General features: G+C 62.3%; 16 protein-coding genes, 1 tRNA gene and 1 pseudogene. 7 read left to right on the top strand and 11 right to left on the bottom strand.

Annotation, left to right across the window (positions count from 1 at the left end; all coding sequences use genetic code 11):
• The 3 genes and pseudogenes from NP503_RS30245 to NP503_RS30255 form a co-directional block, all read right to left on the bottom strand.
• A pseudogene (locus NP503_RS30245) lies at positions 1 to 126 on the bottom strand (NAD(P)(+) transhydrogenase (Re/Si-specific) subunit beta); the annotation flags it as partial.
• 119 nt (positions 127 to 245) lie between these two features.
• Positions 246 to 322, bottom strand: a tRNA-His gene (locus tag NP503_RS30250).
• Between the two features lie 369 nt (positions 323 to 691).
• Entirely contained in the window at positions 692 to 1,150 is a 459-nt protein-coding gene (locus NP503_RS30255; protein WP_127270189.1) for a phasin, read from the bottom strand.
• A 248-nt stretch (positions 1,151 to 1,398) separates the two neighbouring features.
• Between NP503_RS30255 and NP503_RS30260 the strand changes: the two genes are divergently transcribed.
• Positions 1,399 to 5,160 carry a PAS domain S-box protein gene (locus NP503_RS30260; RefSeq protein ID WP_127272204.1) on the top strand — a complete coding sequence of 1,254 codons (3,762 nt, stop codon included), beginning with the start codon at positions 1,399 to 1,401 and terminating at the stop codon, positions 5,158 to 5,160.
• 327 nt (positions 5,161 to 5,487) lie between these two features.
• On the opposite strand, the gene NP503_RS30265 is transcribed toward NP503_RS30260, so the two are convergent.
• Complete coding sequence (locus NP503_RS30265; RefSeq protein WP_127270180.1) at positions 5,488 to 7,446, bottom strand: acetoacetate--CoA ligase; 1,959 nt, start codon at positions 7,444 to 7,446, stop codon at positions 5,488 to 5,490.
• A 273-nt stretch (positions 7,447 to 7,719) separates the two neighbouring features.
• Here NP503_RS30265 and NP503_RS30270 point away from each other — a divergent pair, with 273 nt between their 5' ends.
• Entirely contained in the window at positions 7,720 to 9,573 is a 1,854-nt protein-coding gene (locus NP503_RS30270; protein WP_127272203.1) for an AsmA-like C-terminal region-containing protein, read from the top strand.
• Positions 9,574 to 9,595: 22 nt separating this feature from the next.
• On the opposite strand, the gene NP503_RS30275 is transcribed toward NP503_RS30270, so the two are convergent.
• The 6 genes from NP503_RS30275 to NP503_RS30300 all read right to left on the bottom strand — a co-directional run bounded on the left by NP503_RS30275 (position 9,596) and on the right by NP503_RS30300 (position 16,607).
• On the bottom strand, positions 9,596 to 10,414 hold the full coding sequence (locus NP503_RS30275) for an ABC transporter permease (protein ID WP_127271643.1): 819 nt from the start codon (positions 10,412 to 10,414) through the stop codon (positions 9,596 to 9,598).
• Between the two features lie 4 nt (positions 10,415 to 10,418).
• Entirely contained in the window at positions 10,419 to 11,393 is a 975-nt protein-coding gene (locus NP503_RS30280; protein WP_127272202.1) for an ABC transporter permease subunit, read from the bottom strand.
• A gap of 8 nt (positions 11,394 to 11,401) precedes the next feature.
• A complete protein-coding gene (locus NP503_RS30285) occupies positions 11,402 to 12,541 on the bottom strand; it encodes an ABC transporter ATP-binding protein (protein ID WP_127272201.1) in 1,140 nt (379 codons plus the stop codon).
• Positions 12,542 to 12,625: 84 nt separating this feature from the next.
• Positions 12,626 to 13,723 (bottom strand): polyamine ABC transporter substrate-binding protein, encoded by a 1,098-nt coding sequence (locus NP503_RS30290; protein WP_127268369.1) that lies wholly within the window; start codon positions 13,721 to 13,723, stop codon positions 12,626 to 12,628.
• Between the two features lie 340 nt (positions 13,724 to 14,063).
• On the bottom strand, positions 14,064 to 15,014 hold the full coding sequence (locus NP503_RS30295) for a DMT family transporter (RefSeq protein WP_127268368.1): 951 nt from the start codon (positions 15,012 to 15,014) through the stop codon (positions 14,064 to 14,066).
• A 150-nt stretch (positions 15,015 to 15,164) separates the two neighbouring features.
• Positions 15,165 to 16,607 carry a short-chain fatty acyl-CoA regulator family protein gene (locus NP503_RS30300; protein ID WP_127268367.1) on the bottom strand — a complete coding sequence of 481 codons (1,443 nt, stop codon included), beginning with the start codon at positions 16,605 to 16,607 and terminating at the stop codon, positions 15,165 to 15,167.
• A gap of 227 nt (positions 16,608 to 16,834) precedes the next feature.
• Here NP503_RS30300 and aceA point away from each other — a divergent pair, with 227 nt between their 5' ends.
• From aceA to NP503_RS30315, 3 genes are all read left to right on the top strand, one after another.
• Positions 16,835 to 18,124 carry an isocitrate lyase gene (gene aceA, locus NP503_RS30305; protein ID WP_127268366.1) on the top strand — a complete coding sequence of 430 codons (1,290 nt, stop codon included), beginning with the start codon at positions 16,835 to 16,837 and terminating at the stop codon, positions 18,122 to 18,124.
• Positions 18,125 to 18,177: 53 nt separating this feature from the next.
• A complete protein-coding gene (locus NP503_RS30310) occupies positions 18,178 to 18,420 on the top strand; it encodes a hypothetical protein (RefSeq protein ID WP_127268365.1) in 243 nt (80 codons plus the stop codon).
• Positions 18,421 to 18,698: 278 nt separating this feature from the next.
• On the top strand, positions 18,699 to 19,103 hold the full coding sequence (locus NP503_RS30315) for a response regulator (RefSeq protein WP_236383383.1): 405 nt from the start codon (positions 18,699 to 18,701) through the stop codon (positions 19,101 to 19,103).
• Positions 19,104 to 19,169: 66 nt separating this feature from the next.
• On the opposite strand, the gene NP503_RS30320 is transcribed toward NP503_RS30315, so the two are convergent.
• Positions 19,170 to 19,886, bottom strand: coding sequence for an HAD family hydrolase (locus NP503_RS30320; RefSeq protein WP_127272725.1), 717 nt, complete (start codon positions 19,884 to 19,886; stop codon positions 19,170 to 19,172).
• Between the two features lie 164 nt (positions 19,887 to 20,050).
• On the opposite strand from NP503_RS30320, the gene NP503_RS30325 reads away from it, so the two are divergent.
• A complete protein-coding gene (locus NP503_RS30325; protein ID WP_164749124.1) occupies positions 20,051 to 21,487 on the top strand; it encodes a glutamine synthetase family protein in 1,437 nt (478 codons plus the stop codon).
• A gap of 46 nt (positions 21,488 to 21,533) precedes the next feature.
• Positions 21,534 to 21,902, top strand: a complete 369-nt coding sequence (locus tag NP503_RS30330) for a four helix bundle protein (RefSeq protein WP_013530241.1) — start codon at positions 21,534 to 21,536, stop codon at positions 21,900 to 21,902.
• Positions 21,903 to 21,970 lie beyond the last annotated feature (68 nt).

Below are 21,970 nucleotides of genomic sequence, written 5' to 3' on the forward strand. Positions count from 1 at the left end.
GGAGTTGAGCATCGAGACGACGACCGGCATGTCGGCGCCGCCGATCGGGATGATCAGCAGGATGCCGAGCACCAGCGAGGCCGCAACGATCAACCAGAAGACCAGTTTGGACTCGGTGGTGACCAGCCTATTTGTATCACAATAAGAAACACATTAGGTATCACAAAATCGGAAATAGCCGCAAGGCTAATCACTAGCTGTCGAAACTTCTATAGTAAATTCAATAGCTTAGCGAGGAAAGTCGATGGTACCGTTGGCTGGGATCGAACCAGCGACCTCCGGATCCACAATCCGGCGCTCTAACCATCTGAGCTACAACGGCACGTTGCCTGAGCGGATCGAAACAGAAACTCATCCGCCCGCTCTGTCGTTCGGCGATGCGTCCTTACGGGCTTATGGATTCTAATTCAAGGCTTTTGGAAAGCAAAGGTCACTTCCCCACATCGACGCGGCATTTGCCCAGCAAGAAGGCGCAGGCAAGGGCCGGGCGACGGACAAAGAAAAAGGCCGGCGGGAGGAGGTGCCGGCCTTTTCCTGTTACGAGCCAGCGGGAGGAGGTGCTGGCTGGTCACCCGGGGAGCAGAGGGAGGAGGTTCCACTCACCGGGTATTCCTTGATGGCTGCTATCATACACCTGATCGTTTTTAAGAAAATGCGACCTTTTGTTGCATCTTCAGATCATGCGCAAATGTTAGGCAACCTTGATTTCCTTCATCGCCTTCTCGAAGGCGGTCTTGATCGGCTTGGAGACGTCCTCGGCCGCCTTGGAGGCAACGGCCTGGAAGTCCTTGGCCTGCTCGACGGTCGATTCGACGCGCTTGCGCAGGAAGGCGGTCTGCAGCTCGACGACTTCCGACAGCGACTTGGCGCCGATCAGGGCTTCGAGGTGGGAAAAGCCGGCCTCGGCATTGGCACGCAAAGCGGAGATGGTCTTGAGCGACAGGTCGTTGGAAACGGTCTTGGCGTTCTCGTAGGTCGACTCCAGAGCCTTCTGGGTCTCCTCGGCGCCGGTCTTCAGCTTGGCATAGGCCTCTTTCGACTGCTCAACGCCCTTTTCGGCGAAGGCGCGCATCTGGTCGGTGGCCTTGGAAGCGTCGAAGCTCGGGAATTCAACGTTTTCGATCGTCTCGGCGGTCTTGGTCCTGGACATTTTCCATCCTTTTCAGCGGCAGCGGCTTTGACAGAAAGCCGTCTCGTTCCTGTATGATGGCAATATAAAGGCAAATTTTGTGCGTTGCAATATCTTTGTTGCAGTGCACCATAAATTTCTTTTGGGCCGTTAACCAAGAGCCCAGATTCCAGCCTTTGCACGTTCTGGCTTGTGGACCTTCGCGCCTCCGGCTTTTATTAACAAAGCGTTAACTGCAAAATCGCCGCTCCGTGAGGTCCGCCAAGCGCATGCCGTCCGAATATTCCTTCCTCGATGTCGCCGTGCTCGACGCGGTCCGCCAGCGCTTTGCGGCAGGCGACGCGATCGCGATCCTGTCGGCGGATCTGGAGCAGGTGATCTGGGCCAACGGGCCAGGAGCCGCGATGTTCGGTTATCCCGACATCGAGGCGATCATCGGCGCCTCGGCGCAGTTGCCCGTGATCGCCAGGCGCCAGATCATGGCGACCAGCGGATTTCCCGAGATTGGCAGTGACCGCGCCATCATGGTGCGGCTGGCGACCGGCATGACCAGCCGCGCCGTCGGCTTCCTGGCCAGTGCGGTGACCATGCCGGACGCCGAAAAGGCGATCATGCTGGCAGTGCCGGCGGCTCAGACCGGGTCACGCAGTGCCGGCGAAATCGCCGCGCGCGCCATTAGCGGCCTCACCGAGGATGGTCATTTCATCGCCTTTGTCGATGCCGGGGGCAACGTCGAGGCGGCCTCGGAAGGATTTTCGGCACTGGGCATCCTGCCGGAGACGCTGGCGGCACTGGTTGCCGACGTCGCAGCCGAGAGCGACCGCATCGTCAAGCGCCTTGTCCCCGGCGGCACGGCCTCCTACCCGGCAGGGCTGGCAAGATTGACCGAGGAGCGGCATCTGCTGGTGGTGATCGACGAGGACCAGCTCGACGACACAGCCCCTGCGGGCGAACATCCTACGCAAACCATTGCCGAGACGGCACCTGCTGGCGACGCGGCTTCCCAGCCGGAACAGGGCCGCGAGGCACCGACCGACGAACCGAGCGCCTCGCAGCCGGCCGGCGACATCGCCGCATCGCAGCATGAGATCGCCGATGCGATCGGGCAGGCGCCGACGGCGGCTAACAGCGATCAGCCGGCAGCAGAGCGCATGCCCGCGCAGCACGACCATTGGTACTTCAACGCCGGCGAGGACGGAGGGCAACAGGCGCCGCGACCTGCCGCGTCCGGACCTGAAGCGCCTCAAGAGCCGGCCGCCCTGGAAGTCCAGTCCACGGCCACGCCGACGACCGTCTCGGCGATAGACCGCGCCGCGGCGCCGGTGCGCTTCGTCTGGCGCACCGATGCCGAAGGCAAGTTCAGCGCGCTGTCGCCGGAATTCGCCGACATCGTCGGCAAGCCGGCGGCCGACGTGATCGGCCGCCGCTTCCGGGATGTCGCCGCTACATTCGGCCTCGACCCCTCCGGCGAGATATCAGGGCTCCTCGAACGGCGCGATACCTGGTCCGGGCGCTCCGTGCTGTGGCCGGTCGTCGGCACCGATCTGAAGATACCGGTCGACCTGGCGGCGCTGCCTGTCTATGGCCGCAGCCGCGCCTTCGAGGGTTTCCGCGGCTTCGGCGTCGCCCGCGCCAGCGACGCGGTCGTCGATCCGGAGGCCATCGGCATGGCGCTGGTGCCCAATAGCCAGGCGCCGGCAACGCCGGAACCGCAAGTCATCCAACCCGCGCCCGAACAGCCGAACGCCGAAGAGCCCAAGACCGAGGACACGCAGGCATCGGATCCGTTCAAGGGCGAGGTGCCGGCGTTGACCATCGTGCCGAAACAGGAGCGGCGCTTTGCCGATAAGGTGATCCGGCTCGCCGAACATCGCCAGCCTGCCAACGACAAGGGCCTGTCGACCCTGGAACGCAGCGCGTTCCGCGAAATCGGCGAGCGGCTGAAGAAGGATAGCGCTCCGGTCGGGCCGCCAGAGACCGAGACTGTGGAGGCATCGGCAGCGGAGACCGAGGCTCCGGTCAATGCGTCCGACGACCCGATGCGCACCGACGGCATCCCTGCGTCAGGGCCAGAGAACGAACCGGTCGAGGCATCCGATGTCGATGCCGAAGACGACCGGGATCTGGCACGGCTTGACGGTCACGCGGACGAAGCCCCTCGTGACGCCCGCTCGGGGGTGAATGTGACGGGCTCGTTGCTCGACTATGCCGGCCAAGATGACGAACGTGGCCCCGTGGCGGCGGAACCAGAGAACACAGCTGCCGTTTCGCCCGGCGAAGAGCCTGAATCCACTGACGCGACACATGATGGCCTCGATGACGACAGCATGACGTCGGCGGATTTTCGCGATGCCGAAGACAATGAGGATTGGGCGCAGCCCGACGAGGAAGCCGCGTCGCCCGACGAGCAGACGGTTGGCGAGGAAACCGCAGGCGTCTCTGCGGAAATACCCCTCGAGCGCCCTCGCCTGCAGGTTCCGCCGCTCAAGGCCGAAGGGTTCGTGCCGTCGGCGTTTTCCGCCGGAGATGAACACAAGGCTCCGGACACGTCGCTGCTCGGCAAGCTGCCCGTGCCGCTGCTCATCCATTCCGGGGACCGGTTGCACTATGCGAATGAGGAATTCCTCAGCCTGACGGGTTACGAGGCGCTTGACGATCTGGCGGATGCCGGCGGCCTCGGCGCGTTGTTTGCCGACCCCTATGCCGACGACGGCGTTTCCGACGGCACCGATCGCGCGCTGCGGCTGAAAACGCGTGACGGACAGGAATTCCCGATCGAGGCCATTTTGCGCTCGGTCCCCTGGCGCGACGGCAAGGCGCTGATGCTGGTCGTGCGACGCTCCGGCGAGGATGATGCGCCGGCGAGCCTGCATGTGGTTGGCGACGAGCAGACGCAGCCGGATATTTCCGAACTCAAGGCGCGCATCGCCGAGATGCGCACCATTATCGACACCGCCACCGACGGCGTCGTGTTGATCGGCCGTGACGGCACCATCCGATCGATTAGCCGGCCTGCGGAAGCGCTGTTCGGCTTCGACAGCGACGATGTGACCGGCAAGCCGTTCGCCTCGCTGTTTGCGATCGAAAGCCAGCGCGCGGCGCGCGACTATCTCAACGGACTGTCCGAACCCGGCGTGGCGAGTGTCATGAACGACGGCCGCGAGGTGATCGGGCGCGAGTCGCAAGGACGCTTCATTCCGCTGTTCATGACCATCGGCCGGCTGCCCAACGACAGCGGCTTCTGCGCCGTCGTTCGCGACATCACGCAGTGGAAGCGGGCCGAAGAGGACTTGACGCAGGCACGTGCGGTGGCCGAGCGCGCGTCCTCGCAGAAGACCGATTTCCTGGCCCGCATCAGCCACGAGATCCGCACCCCGCTCAATGCCATCATCGGTTTTTCGGAATTGATGGTCGACGAGAAGTTCGGACCTGTCGCCAACGACCGCTACCGCGACTATCTGCGCGATATCAACCGCTCGGGCAATCATGTGCTCGACCTGGTCAACGACCTGCTCGACATCTCCAAGATCGAGGCTGGCCAGCAGGAGATGGCCTATGAGGCGGTGTCGCTCAACGACACGCTGGCCGAGACGGTGGCGATGATGCAGCCGCAGGCCAACCGCGAACGGGTCATCATCCGCTCCAGCTTCGCTTCGCGGCTGCCGGAAGTGGTGGCCGACCTGCGCAGCGTGCGCCAGATCGCGCTCAACATCCTGTCGAATGCCATCCGTTACACTCAGGCCGGCGGCCAGGTGATCGTCTCGACCGCCTATGAGACCTCGGGCGACGTCGTCATGCGGGTGCGCGACACCGGCATCGGCATGAGCCATGCCGAGATCGAGCAGGCGCTGAAGCCGTTCAAGCAGATCAACGCGCTGAAGCGCGGACGCGGCGACGGGACCGGGCTTGGACTGCCGTTGACCAAAGCGATGGTGGAAGCCAACCGTGCCCGGTTCACCATCAATTCGACACCGGGCGAAGGCACTCTGGTCGAGGTCGCTTTTCCGTCGACCCGTGTGCTCGCGGAATAGGTCAGCCCTCTCCGCGGTTCGGTCCCGATAAAAAGAAAAGGCGCCCAAAGGACGCCTTAAGAGATGGGATTGCTGTCACAACGGGGGCTTGAGCGAATTCGGATCCTCGGGGCTGAGGAACGGGATTTCTCCCTCAAGTTACCTGCGACTATCGACGCCGGACCTTAACAACTCCTTACCGGGGCTCCGGAAAATTTACGAATGTGTACCACTCATGAAATCTAGGTAAATTCTAGCGTGATATTTCGTTAACCATGCTGGAAAGGCCTTTTTCACCCATCTCGTTGCCTCCAACAGTGGCTCCTCTGGAGCGACATCCATTGGCGGTCACTCGGCCAGCTGTGGCAGGTTCTTGAACAGGTCGAGCGCTTCCGGGTTGGCGAGCGCTTCCTTGTTCTTGATGGCGCGGCCGTGCACCACGTCGCGCACAGCAAGCTCGGTGATCTTGCCCGACTTGGTGCGGGGAATATCCGACACGGCAACGATCCTGGCCGGGACATGGCGGGGACTGGCGCCACTGCGGATCTTAGCGCGTATGCGTTTTTCCAGATTCTCGTCGAGCTGCGCGCCGGCGGCCAGGCGCACGAACAGTACGACGCGCACGTCGTTGTCGAAGTCCTGGCCGATGCACAGCGCTTCCAGAATCTCCGGCATCTGTTCGACCTGGTTGTAGATCTCCGCCGTGCCGATGCGCACGCCGCCCGGGTTGAGCGTGGCGTCGGAGCGGCCATGGATGATCAGGCCGCCATGCGCGGTCCATTCGGCGAAATCGCCGTGACACCAGACATTGTCGAAGCGCTCGAAATAGGCCGCCCGGTACTTCTTGCCCTCGGGGTCATTCCAAAAGCCGATCGGCATCGCCGGAAAAGCCTTGGTGCAGACCAACTCGCCCTTCTCCTGCCGGACCGGCCTGCCGTCATCGTCCCAGACATCGACCGCAAGGCCAAGGCCGGGTCCCTGGATCTCGCCGGTCCAGACAGGCTGCGTCGGCACGCCGAGCACGAAGCAGGAGACGATGTCGGTGCCGCCGGAGACCGAAGCCAGATGCACGTCCTTCTTGATGCCGTCATAAACGAAGCGGAAATCTTCCGGCGATAGCGGCGAGCCGGTGGAGGAGATTGCCCGCACAGTGGCCAGATCATGCGTGCGGATCGGCTTGAGGCCAGCCTTGCGCACGGAATCGATGAACTTGGCCGAGGTGCCGAGGAACGTCATCTTCTCGGCATCGGCGAAATCGAACAGCACACTGCCGTCGGGGTAGAAGGGCGAACCGTCATAGAGCAGCAACGTGGCCCCCGAAGCGAGCCCCGACACCAGCCAGTTCCACATCATCCAGCCGCAGGTGGTGAAGTAGAAGAAGCGGTCGCCATCGGTGAGACCAGCATGCAGCCGGTGTTCCTTGACATGCTGGATCAGCGTGCCGCCGGCCGAATGGACGATGCATTTGGGAATGCCGGTCGTTCCCGACGAAAACAGGATGTAGAGCGGATGCGAAAACGGCAGCGGCTCGAAGGCAACGGGCTTGCCGACGAAGGGCGACAGCGCCTCTTCCAGCGCTACCGCCTTGTCGATGGTCCCGGCGACATCAGTCGATGTGCCGAGATAATCGACGACCAGAATCTTGCGGACAGTGCCGAGCTTGGCCGCGACCGCGGCGATCTTGTCGGCGACTTCGATCGCCTTGCCATTGTACCAATAGCCATCCGGCGCGATGAAGACGACGGGCTCGATCTGGCCGAACCTGTCGAGCACGCCCTGCTCGCCGAAGTCGGGAGAGCAAGACGACCAGACGGCACCGATCGAGGCCGCGGCCAGCATGGCGGCGACGGTCTCCGGCATGTTGGGCATCATGGCGGCAATGCGGTCGCCCTTCTTCACCTTGAGCGACAGGAAAAGCTGCTGCAGCCGCGAGGTCAGCGCGTGCAACGCGTTCCAGGACAGCCGGCGCTCGACCTTGTCTTCGCCGCGAAACACGATTGCGTCGCCTGAGCCGGTCTTCTTCAGCAGATTCTCAGCGAAATTCAGTGTCGCATCGGGAAAGAAAGAAGCGCCGGGCATCTTGTCGCCGTCGACGAGCAGGTTATCGCCCCTGTCGCCGACGATGCCGCAGAAATCCCAGATCAGGCTCCAGAACCCCTCACGGTCCTCGACCGACCAGGCATGAAGCTGCGAATACGAGGAAAACGCTACGCCGGCTTTCACTCCGGCGGCCTTGGTGAAGGCGGTCAAGGGTGCTGCGTCAATCTGGTCTTGCGTCGGGGTCCAGAGCGGTTGTCCGGCAGCCATGATCGTTCCTCCACGGTCGCCATCGCTTATGCATATCGCAGCGCAGCAGAGCAAGATTTTGTTCGGCTGATGCGACCAGATGTGCGCAAATGCCATCGCCGGGCCATAAAGACTTGAAATGCCTCAGCCCTAAGTCGTAGTGACAACTTGAAGTCGTGGTGGCGGCCGGAAGTCGTGGTCATGACTGGGGGTCGTGGTGACGACCGGGGTCGTGGTGACGATCGGGGTTACACCCGCCGGGCGATTTGTCGGAATGGAAGCATACGGGGCCATATGCCATCATCTATGATCCGGCGCGGAATATGGGCGATCGGCGCTGCCGTGATCGTCGTCGCGCTGGTCGTTGCCGCCCTGCCGCTGATTGCCTCCACCCGTATCGTGCGCGACCGCATCGCCTGGGAAATGAGCGCGTGGAGCGGCTTCCGGGTCGCCATCGACGGTTCGCCGCGCATCGAGGTCTGGCCGACATTCCGGGCAATCCTGACCGATGTGACGCTTTCACAATGGACCGACACCGAGGCGCCGCCTGTGGTCGAGGCAGAACGGGTCGAGGTCGACCTTTCCGCCATGGCGGCGCTGCGCGGCGACGTGGTGTTTTCGACGGCGCGGCTGGTGCGGCCGACGATCCGGGTCCAGCGCACGCCTGCCGGCCTTTTCCTGCCCGCTGTCCCCACCGGCGGGCGCATCACGCGTTCCATCGACACGGCGCGCGGCGTGGTCAATGCCGACCCCGCCAAGCCGGACCTCGACAAGCTGCCTACCGACACCTTCGGCACGGTCGAGTTTCGCGACGGCCGAATGGTAGCGTCCATCGGCGGCAAGGACGTCGAGATCCTGAGCAGTTTAAACGGTCAGGCGAATTGGGCGGCGATGAACAGCAATGCGACGCTGTCGGCAACAGGGATCTGGCGGGGCGAAAGCGTCGCGCTGGACGTCGCCTCGGCCAGACCGCTTGTGCTGTTTGCCGGCGGCACGGCGCCGCTGACGCTGTCCTTTAAGGCGGCGCCCGCCACCTTCTCGTTCGACGGCACGGCCAGCATGTCTGAAAATACCTATTTCGACGGTCAGGCGAAGTTCTCGGCACCCTCGCTGCGGCGTGTCCTGGAATGGTCGCAGGCCGGCATCGCTCCGGGTGCAGCGATCGGCTCGGTCAGCATTTCGAGCAAGATCACCGCGACCGGCGGGCGCGTCAAGTTCGACAACACGGCAATTGCACTCGACAACAATCCGGGGATGGGTGCACTGGACCTCTCGCTTGGCGAAGCACAACCTGTGATCTCCGGCACGCTCGCCTTCGACACGCTCGACCTCAGATCGTTTCTGTCAGCCTTCACCCCGCTGGTGCCGACCGGAGGGGCGGGACCCGGCGAAATCGACACAAGTTTCGCCGACAAGATCAATCTCGATCTGAGGCTGTCGGCAGCCCACGCCACGGCGGGACCTATCCAGCTCGCCGATGTCGCCGCCACGGCCCAGGTCAAGGATGGTCTGTCCGTCTTCGACATCTCCGATGCCTCGGCCTTCGGCGGCAACATCCAGACCAGCCTTCGCTTCGATCGCAAGCCGGAAGGCTCACAGGTCGAAATCCGCCTTCTGGCGTCCGACATCGACGGCGGTGCATTCGGCACGGCGGCAGGGATGACGCGGCTGGTGCCGGTCGGCACGGGCACCGTCTCGGTGATCCTCAAGGGGCCGGGCAGAACCTGGGATTCCATCTTCGACAATGCCGACGGCTCGGTCTCGGCGACCTTCGGGCCGGGTGCGTTGAGCAAGCTCAACCTGCCGGCCTTCCTCAAACATACCGAACAGGGCGGCTTCTTCGCGCTCGACGATGTCTCTGACGGAACATTGCCGATCGACGGTGCCGAGATCAAGGCCACCATTTCGAAGGGCGTGGCGCGGATCGACAAGGCCGAGGCCAATTCAGCGAAGTACAAGATCTGGCTGTCCGGCATCGCGTCCTACGCCGGGCGCGGACTGGCCTTGTCCGGCGGCGTCATTCAGCCTGACCAGGCGGCAACGCAGGCCAACGGCCAGCAAGGTCCCAACCAGTCATCATTCTTCGTCGGCGGAACCTGGAGCACGCCGTTCATTTCCCCGATCAGCCGCGGCGTTTCGGGGGAATAGGCGACACTGCGCCTTCTGTCTTTCACCCGCGCTGCGCCACCTGCTCGTCGAGCTGGCGCTGCACCTCACGCCGCTTGTTGGCAAGCGAGGCGATGATGACGCCCATCGCCACGACGGCGATCAAAATGGTACAGGCGGCGTTGATTTCCGGCGTCACGCCGAGGCGAACCTGGCTGTAGATCTTCATCGGCAGCGTCGTCGCGCCCGGCCCGGAGGTGAAGCTTGCGATGACCAGATCGTCGAGCGAAAGCGTGAAAGCCAGCATCCAGCCGGAGACGATCGCCGGCATGATGACCGGCAATGTGATCTGGAAGAAGGTCTTCACCGGCGTTGCGCCAAGATCCATCGCGGCTTCTTCCAGCGAGCGGTCGAAAGTCATGAGCCGCGACTGCACGACCACGGCGACGAAGCACATGGTCAGCGTGATATGGGCGAGCGTCACGGTGAGAAAGCCACGGTCGAGCCCGACCGCGACGAAGAGCAGCAGCAGCGACAGGCCGGTGATCACTTCCGGCATGACCAGCGGCGCAAAGACCATGCCGGAGAACAGCACCCTGCCCTTGAAGCGCGTGTAGCGGGTCAAGGTGAGTGCCGCCAGCGTGCCGAGAACGGTCGCTACCGTGGCCGAGATCAGGCCAACGCGCGCCGTCACCCAGGTCGCGTCCATGAGGCCCTGATTGTGGAACAGCGAGACGTACCATTTGGTCGAGAAACCGCCCCAGACCGTAACCAGTTTCGACTCGTTGAACGAGAAGACGATGAGCAGCACGATCGGCAGATAGAGAAAGGCAAAGCCAAGCACGATCGAAGTGATGTTGAAGCGGCTCCAGGTGGCGTTCATGAGGTCACCTGTCCATTTCCTGAGCGCGCGCCTGGGCCCGCTGGAAGAGCATGATCGGCACGATCAGCAGCAACAGCAGGATGACGGCAACGGCCGACGATACCGGCCAGTCGCGATTGGCGAAGAACTCGTTCCACAACGTCTTGCCGATCATCAGCGTCTGCGAGCCGCCGAGCAGATCGGGAATGACGAACTCGCCGACGGCCGGAATGAACACCAGCAGACAGCCGGCGATGACGCCGGGCAGCGACAGCGGGAAGGTGATCTTCCAGAACGCACTTGTCGGCGGACAGCCGAGATCCTTGGCTGCCTCGATCAGCGAATAGTCCATCTTCTCAAGCGCGGAATAGAGCGGCAACACCATGAACGGCAGGTAGGAATAGACGATGCCGATGAAGATCGCCGTATAGGTGTTGAGGATGATCAGCGGCTGGTGGATGACGCCGGTGGCGAGCAGCAGCTGATTGAGCAGCCCTTCGGGCTTGAGAATGCCGATCCAGGCGTAGACCCGGATCAGGAACGAGGTCCAGAACGGTAGGATCACCAGCATCAGCAAGGTCGGGCGGATCGTCGCCGGCGCGCGCGCCATGCCATAGGCGATGGGGTAGCCGACGAGCAATGTCAGGACCGTCGAGACCGCGGCGATGATGACGCTGGTTACATAGGCGTTGAAGTAGAGGGCGTCCTGCGTCAGCCAGGCGTAATTGTCGAGGCTGAGTTGCTTCAGCTGAGCCAGGAACCCGGAAATGCCGCCGCTGAAATCGAGCGCCGGCGTATAGGGCGGAATGGCGATTGCCGTCTGCGACAGCGAGATCTTGAAGACGATGACGAACGGAATGAGGAAGAAAAACAGCAGCCAGACATACGGGATGATGATGACCAGTCGGCCAACGAAGGCAGCACCCAGCCTGGCAAGGATGGATTTGCCGGCATTGGATGCCGGAGAGGCTGATGAGGTGGTGACGGCGGCGCTCGACATGGTCGCCCCTACCGCGTCAGCACGACGCCGGCATCGGGCCGGAAGGAAACCCAGGCGCGGTCGTTCCAGCTCAACGGATCCTCGGTGATACGGGCCGCGTTCATGGTGCTCGCGCGCACCACCTGGCCGTCGTCCAGCCTGACATGGTAGACGGTCATGTCGCCGAGATAGGCGATGTCGTAGACCTCGCCCTCGATGGCGTTGACCGCCTCGGCCGGCTTTTTCGACGACACCTTGATCTTTTCGGGCCTGATGGCGAAGGTGACGGCCGTCCCGGCGCCGGCGGTGCCGGCATTGTCGGTGCGGATGGTGAGGCCGTTGCCGGCATCGATGCTGGCGCTGCCGGCCTCGCCACGCGCGATCTTGCCCTCGAACATGTTCACATTGCCGACGAAGCCGGCGACGAAGCGCGATCCCGGCGCCTCGTAGACTTCGGCCGGCGTTGCCACCTGCATCACCTCGCCCTTGTCGATGATGGCGATGCGATCGGCCATGGTCATCGCCTCTTCCTGGTCGTGGGTGACGACGACGAAGGTCAGGCCGAGGTTCTGCTGCAAATCCATCAGTTCGAACTGCGTCTCTTCGCGCAGCTTCTTGTCCAACGCGCCGAGCGGCTCGTCGAGCAGCAGCACCTTCGGCCGCTTGGCGACCGAGCGGGCGAGCGCGACGCGCTGGCGCTGGCCGCCGGATAGTTGGTGCGGCTTGCGCTTGGCGAACTGCTCGAGTTTGACCAGCTTCAGCATCTCGGCAACGCGCGATGCGATTTCGGGCTTCGGCATGCCGTCCTGCTTGAGACCGAAGGCGATGTTGTTCTCGACCGTCATATGCGGGAACAGCGCATAGGACTGGAACATCATGTTGACAGGCCGCCGGTAGGGCGGGATGCCACGCAGATCCTGGCCGTCAAGCAGAATGCGGCCGGCTGTCGGCTCCTCGAAGCCGGCGAGCATCCTGAGCAGCGTCGACTTTCCGCAACCGGAGGCGCCGAGCAGCGCGAAGAACTCGCGCTCGAAGATGGTCAGAGACAGATTGTTGACGGCGGTGAAGTCACCGAACTTCTTGGTGACGTTGTCGAACTGGATGTACGGCTTGGCATTCGGGTCGTTCCACGGTGCAAAATCCCTGCGGATGCTGCCAAGCGATTTCATATCCCACTCCGTCCTGATTTTCTTGCTTCTTGCCCCAGGTAGAAACGGTCCCGGCAGGTGGCTGCCGGGACCGTGTCGGATTGCTTACTGGCCAGTGACGATCTTGGTCCAGGTGCGCGTGATGACGCGCTGGGTCTTGGGATCGTATGGCGAGACGGTGTAGAGCTTCTTTATGGTCTCGGCATCGGGATAAACCGAAGGATCCTCCAACAATGCCTTGTCGACGAATTGCTGCGAAGCCTTGTTGCCGTTTGCGTAGAGCACGTAGTTCGACGACTTGGCGATAACTTCCGGCTTCATCATGTAGTTGATGAACTCGAGCGCCTCCGCCACATGCGGCGCGTCGGCGGGGATTGCCATCTGGTCGAACCACATCTGCGCGCCCTCCTTCGGCACGGAATAGCCGATTTCGACGCCCTGCTTGGCCTCGACCGCGCGGTTGCGGGCCTGGAACACGTCACCCGACCAGCCGACCGCCAGGCAGATATCACCGTTGGCGAGCGCGTTGATGTATTCGGAGGAATGGAACTTCCTGATGTAAGGCCGCACCTTGAGCAAGGTCTCCTCGGCCTTGGCGATATCATCGGGTGACGTGCTGTTCGGGTCGAGGTTGAGATATTTCAACGCCGCCGGGATGATATCTGCCGGCGAGTCCAGCACGTAGACGCCGCAGTCCTTCAATTTGGCCAGGCTATCGGGATTGAAGAAGACGTCCCAGCTGTCGATCTTGTCAGTGCCAAGCGCCGCCTGCACCTTCTTGATGTTGTAGCCGATGCCAACCGTGCCCCACATGTAGTTGACCGAGTATTCGTTGCCGGGGTCATATTTGGCGGTTCGCTCGGTAACCGTGTCCCACATGTTGGAAATGTTGGGCAGTTTCGACTTGTCGAGCTTCTGGAACACGCCGGCCTGGATCTGGCGCGCAAGGAAATTGCCGCTGGGCACGACGACGTCATAGCCGCTGCCGCCGGCAAGCAGCTTGGTCTCAAGGATTTCGTTGGAATCGAAGGTGTCATAGACGACCTTGATGCCGGTTTCCTTGGTGAAATCGTCGATGATCGAACTGTCGATATAGTCCGACCAGTTGAAGACGTTGACGACACGATCCGCGGCGTGACCGCCGACGGTGAACAATGTCAGGAATGCCGAGGTTGCCGAAAGCCAGAGCGCTTTGCGGATCATGCTATTCTCCTTTGATGAGTGTTCCTTCACCGGCTCGTCGCGATATCAGCGCGACCGGCATTTTCTTCAGACTATTGAGCTTTCCAAGGGGCGACAAGCGCGAACTGCCGAGACCATGCAGGCGGTTCGATGAGATGGCTGGATGCCCCTGAGGCGGCCTGGGAGGCGTGCCAATACCGTCATAGGCTTTCGCCGTGGCGCGGGCAGAGATACGACGATATGGTCCGGTCCCGATCGGACCGGCTGGGAGACTTGGCAAGATACGCCTGTCTTGTTGTTGCCGTATTCCCAGCCTGCCCGTGCTGCAGCGACGTTGTCAATGGCAAAGCTGCAGGCCGCTTCAATTAGGCGACGGCACCCCGGTGACCCCTGCGCGTTCGGGCCGTGCCTGGCGCTTGAATTCGAGCCCGATATGGACGAGCAGCGCCGTGACCACCACCGCGCCACCGATGATGGTGCGCCCCGACGGCACCTCGGAATGGATGAGCCAGACCCATATCGGGCCGAGGATCGGCTCGAACGTGCCGAGCAGAGCCGCGATGGCCGCCGGGATCAACCGTGCGCCGGTGGCGAAGAAGGCGAGACCGAGGCCGAGATTGACCACGCCGAAGGCAAACAGAAAGCCCATGTCGCTGACTGACACGGTGAAGGTCGATGCCTGCGAGACGGCAAAGCCGGCCGCGAGCATGGTGCCGAGGCACGTCGCCGGCGTCATGCGCACGCCGGAAAACCGCCGGGTGATGACGGTGGCGACCGAGAACATGACCGCGATCAACAGCGCCAGCCCATCGCCTATGGGCGAGACGGCGCCATCCAGCGATTCCGACACCATGATGGCGACGCCGGTGATGACGGCGGCGATTGCCACCCAGGTGGCGACACCGACCCTTTCGCGAAACAACGCCCAGGCAAACAGCGCCGCCAGCAACGGCACGCCTGCCTGCATCAAAAGGATGTTGGCGACGGTGGTGTAGGCCAGCGCCACGACGAAGGCGGTCGATGCGGTGGCAAAGCAGATCCCGACGGCAAGGCCGGGCAGACCCATGTCGTGGAACAGCTTCAACGTGCCACGCCAGCCGTCACGCCAGACCATGAAGCAGACCAGGAAGGCGGCTGCCCAGACGGATCGCCAGAAAATGACCGTCCAGCTGTCACCGACAGTGATGAAGCGGGCGATGGTGCCGCCGAAGCTCCACATCAGCGCCGACAGGAAGACCAAAAGCATGCCGACGCGCTCCTCGCGCGGCGAGACGGCTGGCGATGCGACGATCGGCGATGCGGTATCGATCATGAGCGCGACTGTCGGGCTTTTGTGGACGGGACGATGCGCAAGGGACGACAAAAAGATGCTCTGTTCGCGTAACGCAAAGGCGCAGGCCGGAACTGAGCCAGCGGCCGGCGACAATTATGGCACCTTGCCCCCATTTCAGAGGACACGGCGTTACTGGAAATCGAAGGCACTCAGGCCCGTCACCATCTCGTCAAGGCCGAGCGGGCGCGTCACCGGCGGCTCGGCCCGCGCCAGGCAGCCGACGCGTTCGCAAAGCCGGCAGGCAGGCCCGACCGGCGTCGCCGCAATACTGCCGGCCTTTGCGGTGATTGCCGCACCGGGCAATGCCGCGCCATAGACGATCTCGTCCCGAAAGCCGATGTCGCAACCGAGCAGCAGCGCGGTGCGGCGCGGACGTTCCGAGAATGCGCCTTGCGGCCCTTCCAGTGTGCGGGCGATGCACAGGAACTCGGCGCCGTCGGGCATTTCCACTGCCTCGACGAAGACCTGGCCGGGTTGGGTGAAGGCAACATGCACGGGCAGCTTGGGACAGCCGCCGCCAAAGCGGCTTTGTGGAAAGCCCTGGCTGCCGGCCTTGCGGAAGCGGTTGCCTGCATTGTCGACCTCCAGCATGAAGAACGGCACCCCCGAGGCACCCTGCCGCTGCAGCATGGTCAGCCGGTTGGCTGCCTGTTCGAAGGAGACGCCGAAGCGCGAACGCAGGACATCGATGTCATAGCGGGCGCGCACGGCAGCCGCGTGAAAGGCCTGATAGGGCATCATCAGCGCATGCGCCGCATAACGGCCAAGTTCGAAGCGGGCCAGGCGGCGCGCCTCGTCGGTGCTCAGCTTGAGCGCCTGGATCTCGCCGGCGACCGCGACCGTCATGCGGATCAGGCAGGCCTCCATCGCGACTTCGCGCAACTGGTCGAACGGCGACAGGCGTTCGGACAGGAACAGGCGCTGCGAATGACGATCATAACGGCGGCGCCAGTTCGGCATGGTGGCGACCGGCAGCACCTTGACCACGATGCCATATTCGCGCTTCAGCCAGGCCTTCAGCGCGCCGAACAGATCGTCGCCGGGATCGAGCACCGAGGTGAACGCCGCGGCCTCCCCCTCGAGGGCAGCGAAATGGTTCGGCCGGCGCTCGAAAATCTCGTGCACCTCGTCGATCGGCAGGCGGGCGCCGGAAAGCGCCGTCGCCCGACCTTCGCGCGCCAATAGCTCGTTTAGGTCGGACAGGCGCTCGGCCTGCTCGCGATAGGCGCGGAACAGTTTTATCACCGCCGCGGACGCGTTGGGCGCGGCCTCGGCAAGCTCGATCAGTTCCTGATCTCCCGGCAACTCGCCGACCAGCAGGGGATCGGTGAACACTTCCTTCAAGGCAGCGACCGACCCCCTCGCCTCGCCCTGCAGCTCGTGCGGATCGACCTTGTAGACGGAGGCCAGTCTGAGGATCAGCTGCACCGTCAGCGGCCGCTGGTTGCGCTCGATCAGATTGAGATAGGAGGGCGAAATGCCAAGACCCTCGGCCATCGCCGTCTGCGTCAGGCCCTTGGCGTTGCGGATGCGGCGGATGCGCGGCCCGGCGAAAATCTTCTGGTCAGCCACGGACTGTCCTTTACAGCATTTACACGAATTTCTGGGCTCGGTCCTTTTACAATAATGACAAATTTACAACGCACCTCTGTCAAACGCAACACAGGTTTTCTCTTATATTCCGTCGGTTTCCCTGATTTTTGTGGCTGATGTCGCGCAGAAATGTAAATCCAGTCATAACCCAACGACCCCAAATTCTTGAAGCCTTGACACAGTTCAGCAATTCCTCGGAGTGACCAATGACTGATTTTTACAACCTCGTGCCATCGGCCCCGGAAGGTCGTTTCGACGGTATCGAACGGCCCTACTCCGCGGCGGATGTGAAGCGTCTGCGCGGTTCGGTGCAGATCCGTCAGAGCCTCGCCGAAATGGGTGCCAACCGGCTGTGGAAGCTCATCCATGAGGAGGACTTCGTCAACGCGCTCGGTGCCATGTCCGGCAATCAGGCGATGCAGCAGGTGCGCGCCGGGCTGAAAGCGATCTACCTGTCGGGCTGGCAGGTTGCCGCCGACGCCAACACGGCTGGCGCGATGTATCCGGACCAGTCGCTCTATCCGGCCAATGCAGCGCCCGAACTGGTCAAGCGCATCAACCGGACGCTGCAGCGCGCCGACCAGATCGAAACGTCCGAAGGCAACGGGCTTTCGGTCGAGACATGGTTCGCGCCAATCGTCGCCGACGCGGAAGCCGGTTTCGGCGGACCGCTCAACGCCTTCGAAATCATGAAGGCCTTCATCGAGGCGGGCGCCGCCGGCGTCCATTATGAGGACCAGTTGGCGTCGGAAAAGAAATGCGGCCATCTCGGCGGCAAGGTGCTGATCCCGACCGCGGCGCACATCCGCAACCTCAACGCCGCGCGCCTGGCGGCGGACGTGATGGGCACGCCGACCCTGGTCGTCGCGCGCACCGATGCGGAAGCCGCCAAGCTGCTCACCTCCGACATCGACGAACGCGACCAGCCTTTCGTCGACTACGACGCCGGCCGCACGGTGGAAGGCTTCTACCATGTCAGGAACGGCATCGAGCCCTGCATCGCCCGCGCCATTGCCTATGCGCCTTACGCGGATCTGATCTGGTGCGAGACCTCGAAGCCGGACCTGACGCAGGCCAGGAAATTCGCCGAGGGCGTGCGCAAGCATCATCCCGACAAGCTGCTCGCCTACAATTGCTCGCCCTCGTTCAACTGGAAGAAGAACCTCGACGACGCGACGATCGCCAGGTTCCAGAAGGAGCTCGGCGCCATGGGCTACAAGTTCCAGTTCATCACGCTCGCCGGCTTTCACCAGCTCAACTACGGCATGTTCGAACTGGCGCGCGGCTACAAGGCGCGGCAGATGGCGGCCTATTCCGAGTTGCAGGAAGCGGAGTTCGCGGCCGAGGCCGATGGCTACACCGCGACCAAACATCAGCGCGAAGTCGGCACCGGTTATTTCGACGCCGTGTCGATGGCGATCACCGGTGGCCAGTCATCGACCACCGCCATGCATGAATCGACAGAGCACGCGCAGTTCAAACCGGCCGCCGAATAGCGAACAGAAGAACTCAGAGGAAACGCCCAACAGGGCTTGGAAGGAGAAGACCAATGGCATCGATAAGCCGTGTCAAGGAACGCGCCGAGGAACAGTCGACGACGATGAACGTCGACCAGCAGGCGACGATCCGCATGCTGGCCAACGACCTGCACCGCCTCAACCAGTCGGTGATGAAGGCGGTCGAGGCGGGCGTCTCGGTGGAGCTCGTGCGCTCGGCACGACATCATGGCGGCGACGGCAACTGGGGCGATCTGCTGATCCCGGTGATCGTCACACAGCAGCGCCACGGCTGACCGGAATCCATGCAACCGGCCCTTCACCTGCGCAGCCCCTGCGCAGGTGAATTTTCTTTTTATGAAACGCACTTGTGGACAGTTGAGTACAGTAGCGTTGCTTGAAATTCACTGCTCCGGCGATGATTTCAGGCACTTTTATTTCAACTTGACATAGGCTCCGATCTCACGCCAATTGCGCTCCGGATTCAACTCTGCATTGAAATAGGGGCGAGCTTCTTGGCCGACTTGTGTGCCCGGTGAATGGCGAAGGCGAGACTCCAAGACATCCGAATCCGGTGACCCGCGGTTCAACCACCGAGGCGGTCCGCGATCCGTCGCAGGTGCTTGTCGTCGGCAAATCGCCAATCAATCGCGTGGTGATTTCAAAGATCGTCGAGCGATCCGGGCTCAAGCCGATTTCCGAATCTCCCGACACGGCGGCAAGGATCTTGCGGTCGCTCATTCCCGGCGCGGTTGTCCTTGACGGCGGCGCCGACAACAAGGACTGCGACAATCTGATGTCCAGCATCGACGCGTTGCGCCGCGCCTCGGGCAAATCGCTGCCACCAGTAATCCTGCTGTCAACCAAGAATGGCACCAGGGAAAGTCTGGGCCTGTCTGGTATCATCGACGTGGTGGTCGCCAAGCCGATCACGCCCGAACGGTTGCAACCGGTGATCGATCGCCTGATTGGCCGCTAGAGCAGCCAGAAAAAGTGCGCGGAGTTTCCGTCCGGGAATCAGAAAACAAACAGCTGGATCCTGTGATCAACCTGCATTCACGATGCTTTCGATCAGTCCGGGCAGTTGTCCGAGATCGGATATCTGGCGGTATCTCGTTTCAGCCACCGGCGCCTCGACATGCTCCAGCACCCAGGTCAGTTCATGCGGCACGTGGACGCCCCAACCGCCGGCCTCGATGGCCGGTACCACATCCGACTTCAGCGAGTTGCCGACCATCATGCTCTTCGCGGCACCATCGCCGTGGCGGCTGAAGATCCTGCTATAGGTGGCAGCATTCTTGTCACTGACGATCTCGACCGCGTCGAACAGATCGCCAAGGCCAGAGCCAGCCAGCTTGCGCTCCTGATCGAAGAGGTCGCCCTTGGTGATCAGCACGAGGCGGAATGCGCCGGCAAGCTTTTCGACCGTCTCGCGGGCATGCGGCAAGGCCTCGATCGGATGGTTCAGCATTTCGCGGCCGGCATCGAGAATCTCCGCTATGACCGAGGCCGGTACGCGGCCTTGCGTGACCTCGATCGCCGTCTCGATCATCGACAGGGTAAATCCCTTGATGCCGAAGCCATAGACGGCGAGGTTGCGCCTTTCGGCCTCCAGCAATCGTGCCGAGATGTGCTCCGCTTCGCCATGGTCGACGAGCATGGCGGCAAAGCGCTTTTCCGTCAGCCGGAAGAACTGCTCGTTCTGCCACAGCGTGTCGTCGGCATCGAATCCGATCGTTGTCAGTTTGCCGTTGGGCCGCATTCAATTTCTCGATTAAGATTTGGGGGCCTCGATTGAAGTGGGACGGCCGAAACTAAGCCGATTGGCGTGATTTTCAACCGCGCCGGCCAATGCCCGACGCGGCTCCCCTTCCCTTCCATAGGAGGGCACGGCTATACTCCACAATCCGCAACCCAATCTGGTGAATGATGCCGCCTGCAAAAAAGGAAGTCCGTCCGTCGAGCCGCGGAGGACGCGCCCGCACGCCTGCCTTCGTGAAAAACCAACGAGGCGTCAAGAACTGGAAGGAAGTCAGCGCCTGGCTGGAGTGGCGCGGCATCGAGGACATCGAGTGCATCACGCCCGATCAGGCAGGCGTTGCGCGTGGCAAGATGATGCCATCGAAGAAATTCACCTCCAACACCTCGCTGGCGCTGCCGTCGGCAGTCTTCATGACGACGATTTCCGGCGGCTACCCCGAGGATGGCAACGGCTTCCATTACCCGGAAGATGACGGCGACCTCAAGCTCATGCCCGACCTGTCGACGCTGACGGTGGTGCCTTGGGAAGAAGACCCGACGGCCGCGGTCATCTGCGACCTCGTCCACCAGGACGGACGCTCGGTCGAGTTCACGCCGCGCAATGTGTTGAAACGTGTGGTGGCCGCCTATGACAAGCTCGGCCTGAAGCCAGTGGTGGCGCCCGAGATCGAGTTCTACCTGGTGCGCAAGAATCCCGATCCGGACTATCCGCTGACCCCGCCGGTCGGCCGGTCGGGACGCGCGATCGGTGGCGGCGCCGGCTATTCGATCGCCGGCGTCAACGAATTCGACGAACTGATCGACGACATCTACCATTTCTCCGAAAGCCAGGGCCTGGAGATCGATACGCTGATCCACGAGGAGGGCGCCGGGCAGTTGGAGATCAACCTGCGCCACGGCGACCCGATCGAACTGGCCGACCAGGTGTTCATGTTCAAGCGCACCATTCGCGAGGCAGCACTCAAGCACGAGATCTATGCCACCTTCATGGCCAAACCGATCCAGGGGCAACCCGGCTCCGCCATGCACATCCATCAGTCGATCATCGACAAGAAGACCGGACGGAACATCTTTTCGGCCGCTGACGGCTCGGAAACCGACGACTTTTTCCACTTCATCGGCGGCATGCAGAAGCATGTGCCGAACGCACTTGTGATGTTCGCGCCCTATGTCAATTCTTACCGCCGGCTGACGCAGGCGGCGTCGGCGCCGGTCAACAACAAATGGGGCTATGACAACCGCACCACGGCGTTTCGTGTGCCGCGCTCGGATCCCGCGGCGCGGCGCGTCGAAAACCGCATCCCGTCCTCCGATGCCAACCCCTATCTGGCGCTGGCGGCATCGCTTGCCTGCGGGCTGATCGGCATCACCAACAAGATCAAGGCCGAGCCTCCCGTCCTGACCACCGCCAATGCCGACGAAATCGACCTGCCGCGTGGCCTGCTCGAAGCCGTCGACCTGTTCGAGGGCGACGAGGAACTCTGCGCGCATCTGGGCAAGTCCTTCGCCGCCACCTATGCGGCGATCAAGCGGGCGGAGTTCGAGACCTTCATGGAAGTGATCAGCCCGTGGGAGCGGGAGTATTTGTTGCTGAATGTTTAGGGGAGTAGGGGAGTAGGGGAGTAGGGGAGTAGGGGAGTAGGGACGGATGACCGAAAAAACAGGGTCCTACAAGGACTTGCTTGTTTGGGAGCAGGCGATGGATCTTGCGGTGGCGGTCTACGGTGCTACTAAATCCTGGCCCAAAGAAGAGCTTTATGGGCTGACCAGCCAAGTGCGGCGCTCTGCAACGTCGGTGCCGGCAAACATAGCCGAGGGGTATGGCAGGGAAATTCGAGGCTCCTATTTGCAATTTCTCCGTATTGCCCAAGGATCATTGAAGGAACTGGAAACTCAGCTTCTGATTGCTGAACGTATTGGCATCGCGCCGAAAGCGACGTCCGGCCCATTGTTGGCGAGTACCGAAAGTGTGGGAAAGCTTCTTCGGCTTCTCATCCGTAAACTTGCAGCCGAATAGCCTCCCTATTCCCCTATTCCCCTATTCCCCTATTCCCCTATTCCCCTATTCCCCTACTCCCCTATTCC

It is taken from the genome of Mesorhizobium sp. SEMIA396 (assembly GCF_024518615.1).
Lineage (GTDB): Bacteria > Pseudomonadota > Alphaproteobacteria > Rhizobiales > Rhizobiaceae > Mesorhizobium.

Coding starts and splice junctions, on each gene's coding strand:
- NP503_RS30330 (WP_013530241.1), top strand. CDS start 21,534: ATGACCGAAAAAACAGGGTCCTACAAGGACTTGCTTGTTTGGGAGCAG.
- NP503_RS30320 (WP_127272725.1), bottom strand. CDS start 19,886: ATGCGGCCCAACGGCAAACTGACAACGATCGGATTCGATGCCGACGAC.
- NP503_RS30270 (WP_127272203.1), top strand. CDS start 7,720: ATGCCATCATCTATGATCCGGCGCGGAATATGGGCGATCGGCGCTGCC.
- NP503_RS30295 (WP_127268368.1), bottom strand. CDS start 15,014: ATGATCGATACCGCATCGCCGATCGTCGCATCGCCAGCCGTCTCGCCG.
- NP503_RS30255 (WP_127270189.1), bottom strand. CDS start 1,150: ATGTCCAGGACCAAGACCGCCGAGACGATCGAAAACGTTGAATTCCCG.
- NP503_RS30285 (WP_127272201.1), bottom strand. CDS start 12,541: ATGAAATCGCTTGGCAGCATCCGCAGGGATTTTGCACCGTGGAACGAC.
- NP503_RS30310 (WP_127268365.1), top strand. CDS start 18,178: ATGGCATCGATAAGCCGTGTCAAGGAACGCGCCGAGGAACAGTCGACG.
- NP503_RS30265 (WP_127270180.1), bottom strand. CDS start 7,446: ATGGCTGCCGGACAACCGCTCTGGACCCCGACGCAAGACCAGATTGAC.
- NP503_RS30325 (WP_164749124.1), top strand. CDS start 20,051: ATGATGCCGCCTGCAAAAAAGGAAGTCCGTCCGTCGAGCCGCGGAGGA.
- NP503_RS30290 (WP_127268369.1), bottom strand. CDS start 13,723: ATGATCCGCAAAGCGCTCTGGCTTTCGGCAACCTCGGCATTCCTGACA.
- NP503_RS30260 (WP_127272204.1), top strand. CDS start 1,399: ATGCCGTCCGAATATTCCTTCCTCGATGTCGCCGTGCTCGACGCGGTC.
- NP503_RS30275 (WP_127271643.1), bottom strand. CDS start 10,414: ATGAACGCCACCTGGAGCCGCTTCAACATCACTTCGATCGTGCTTGGC.
- NP503_RS30280 (WP_127272202.1), bottom strand. CDS start 11,393: ATGTCGAGCGCCGCCGTCACCACCTCATCAGCCTCTCCGGCATCCAAT.
- aceA (WP_127268366.1), top strand. CDS start 16,835: ATGACTGATTTTTACAACCTCGTGCCATCGGCCCCGGAAGGTCGTTTC.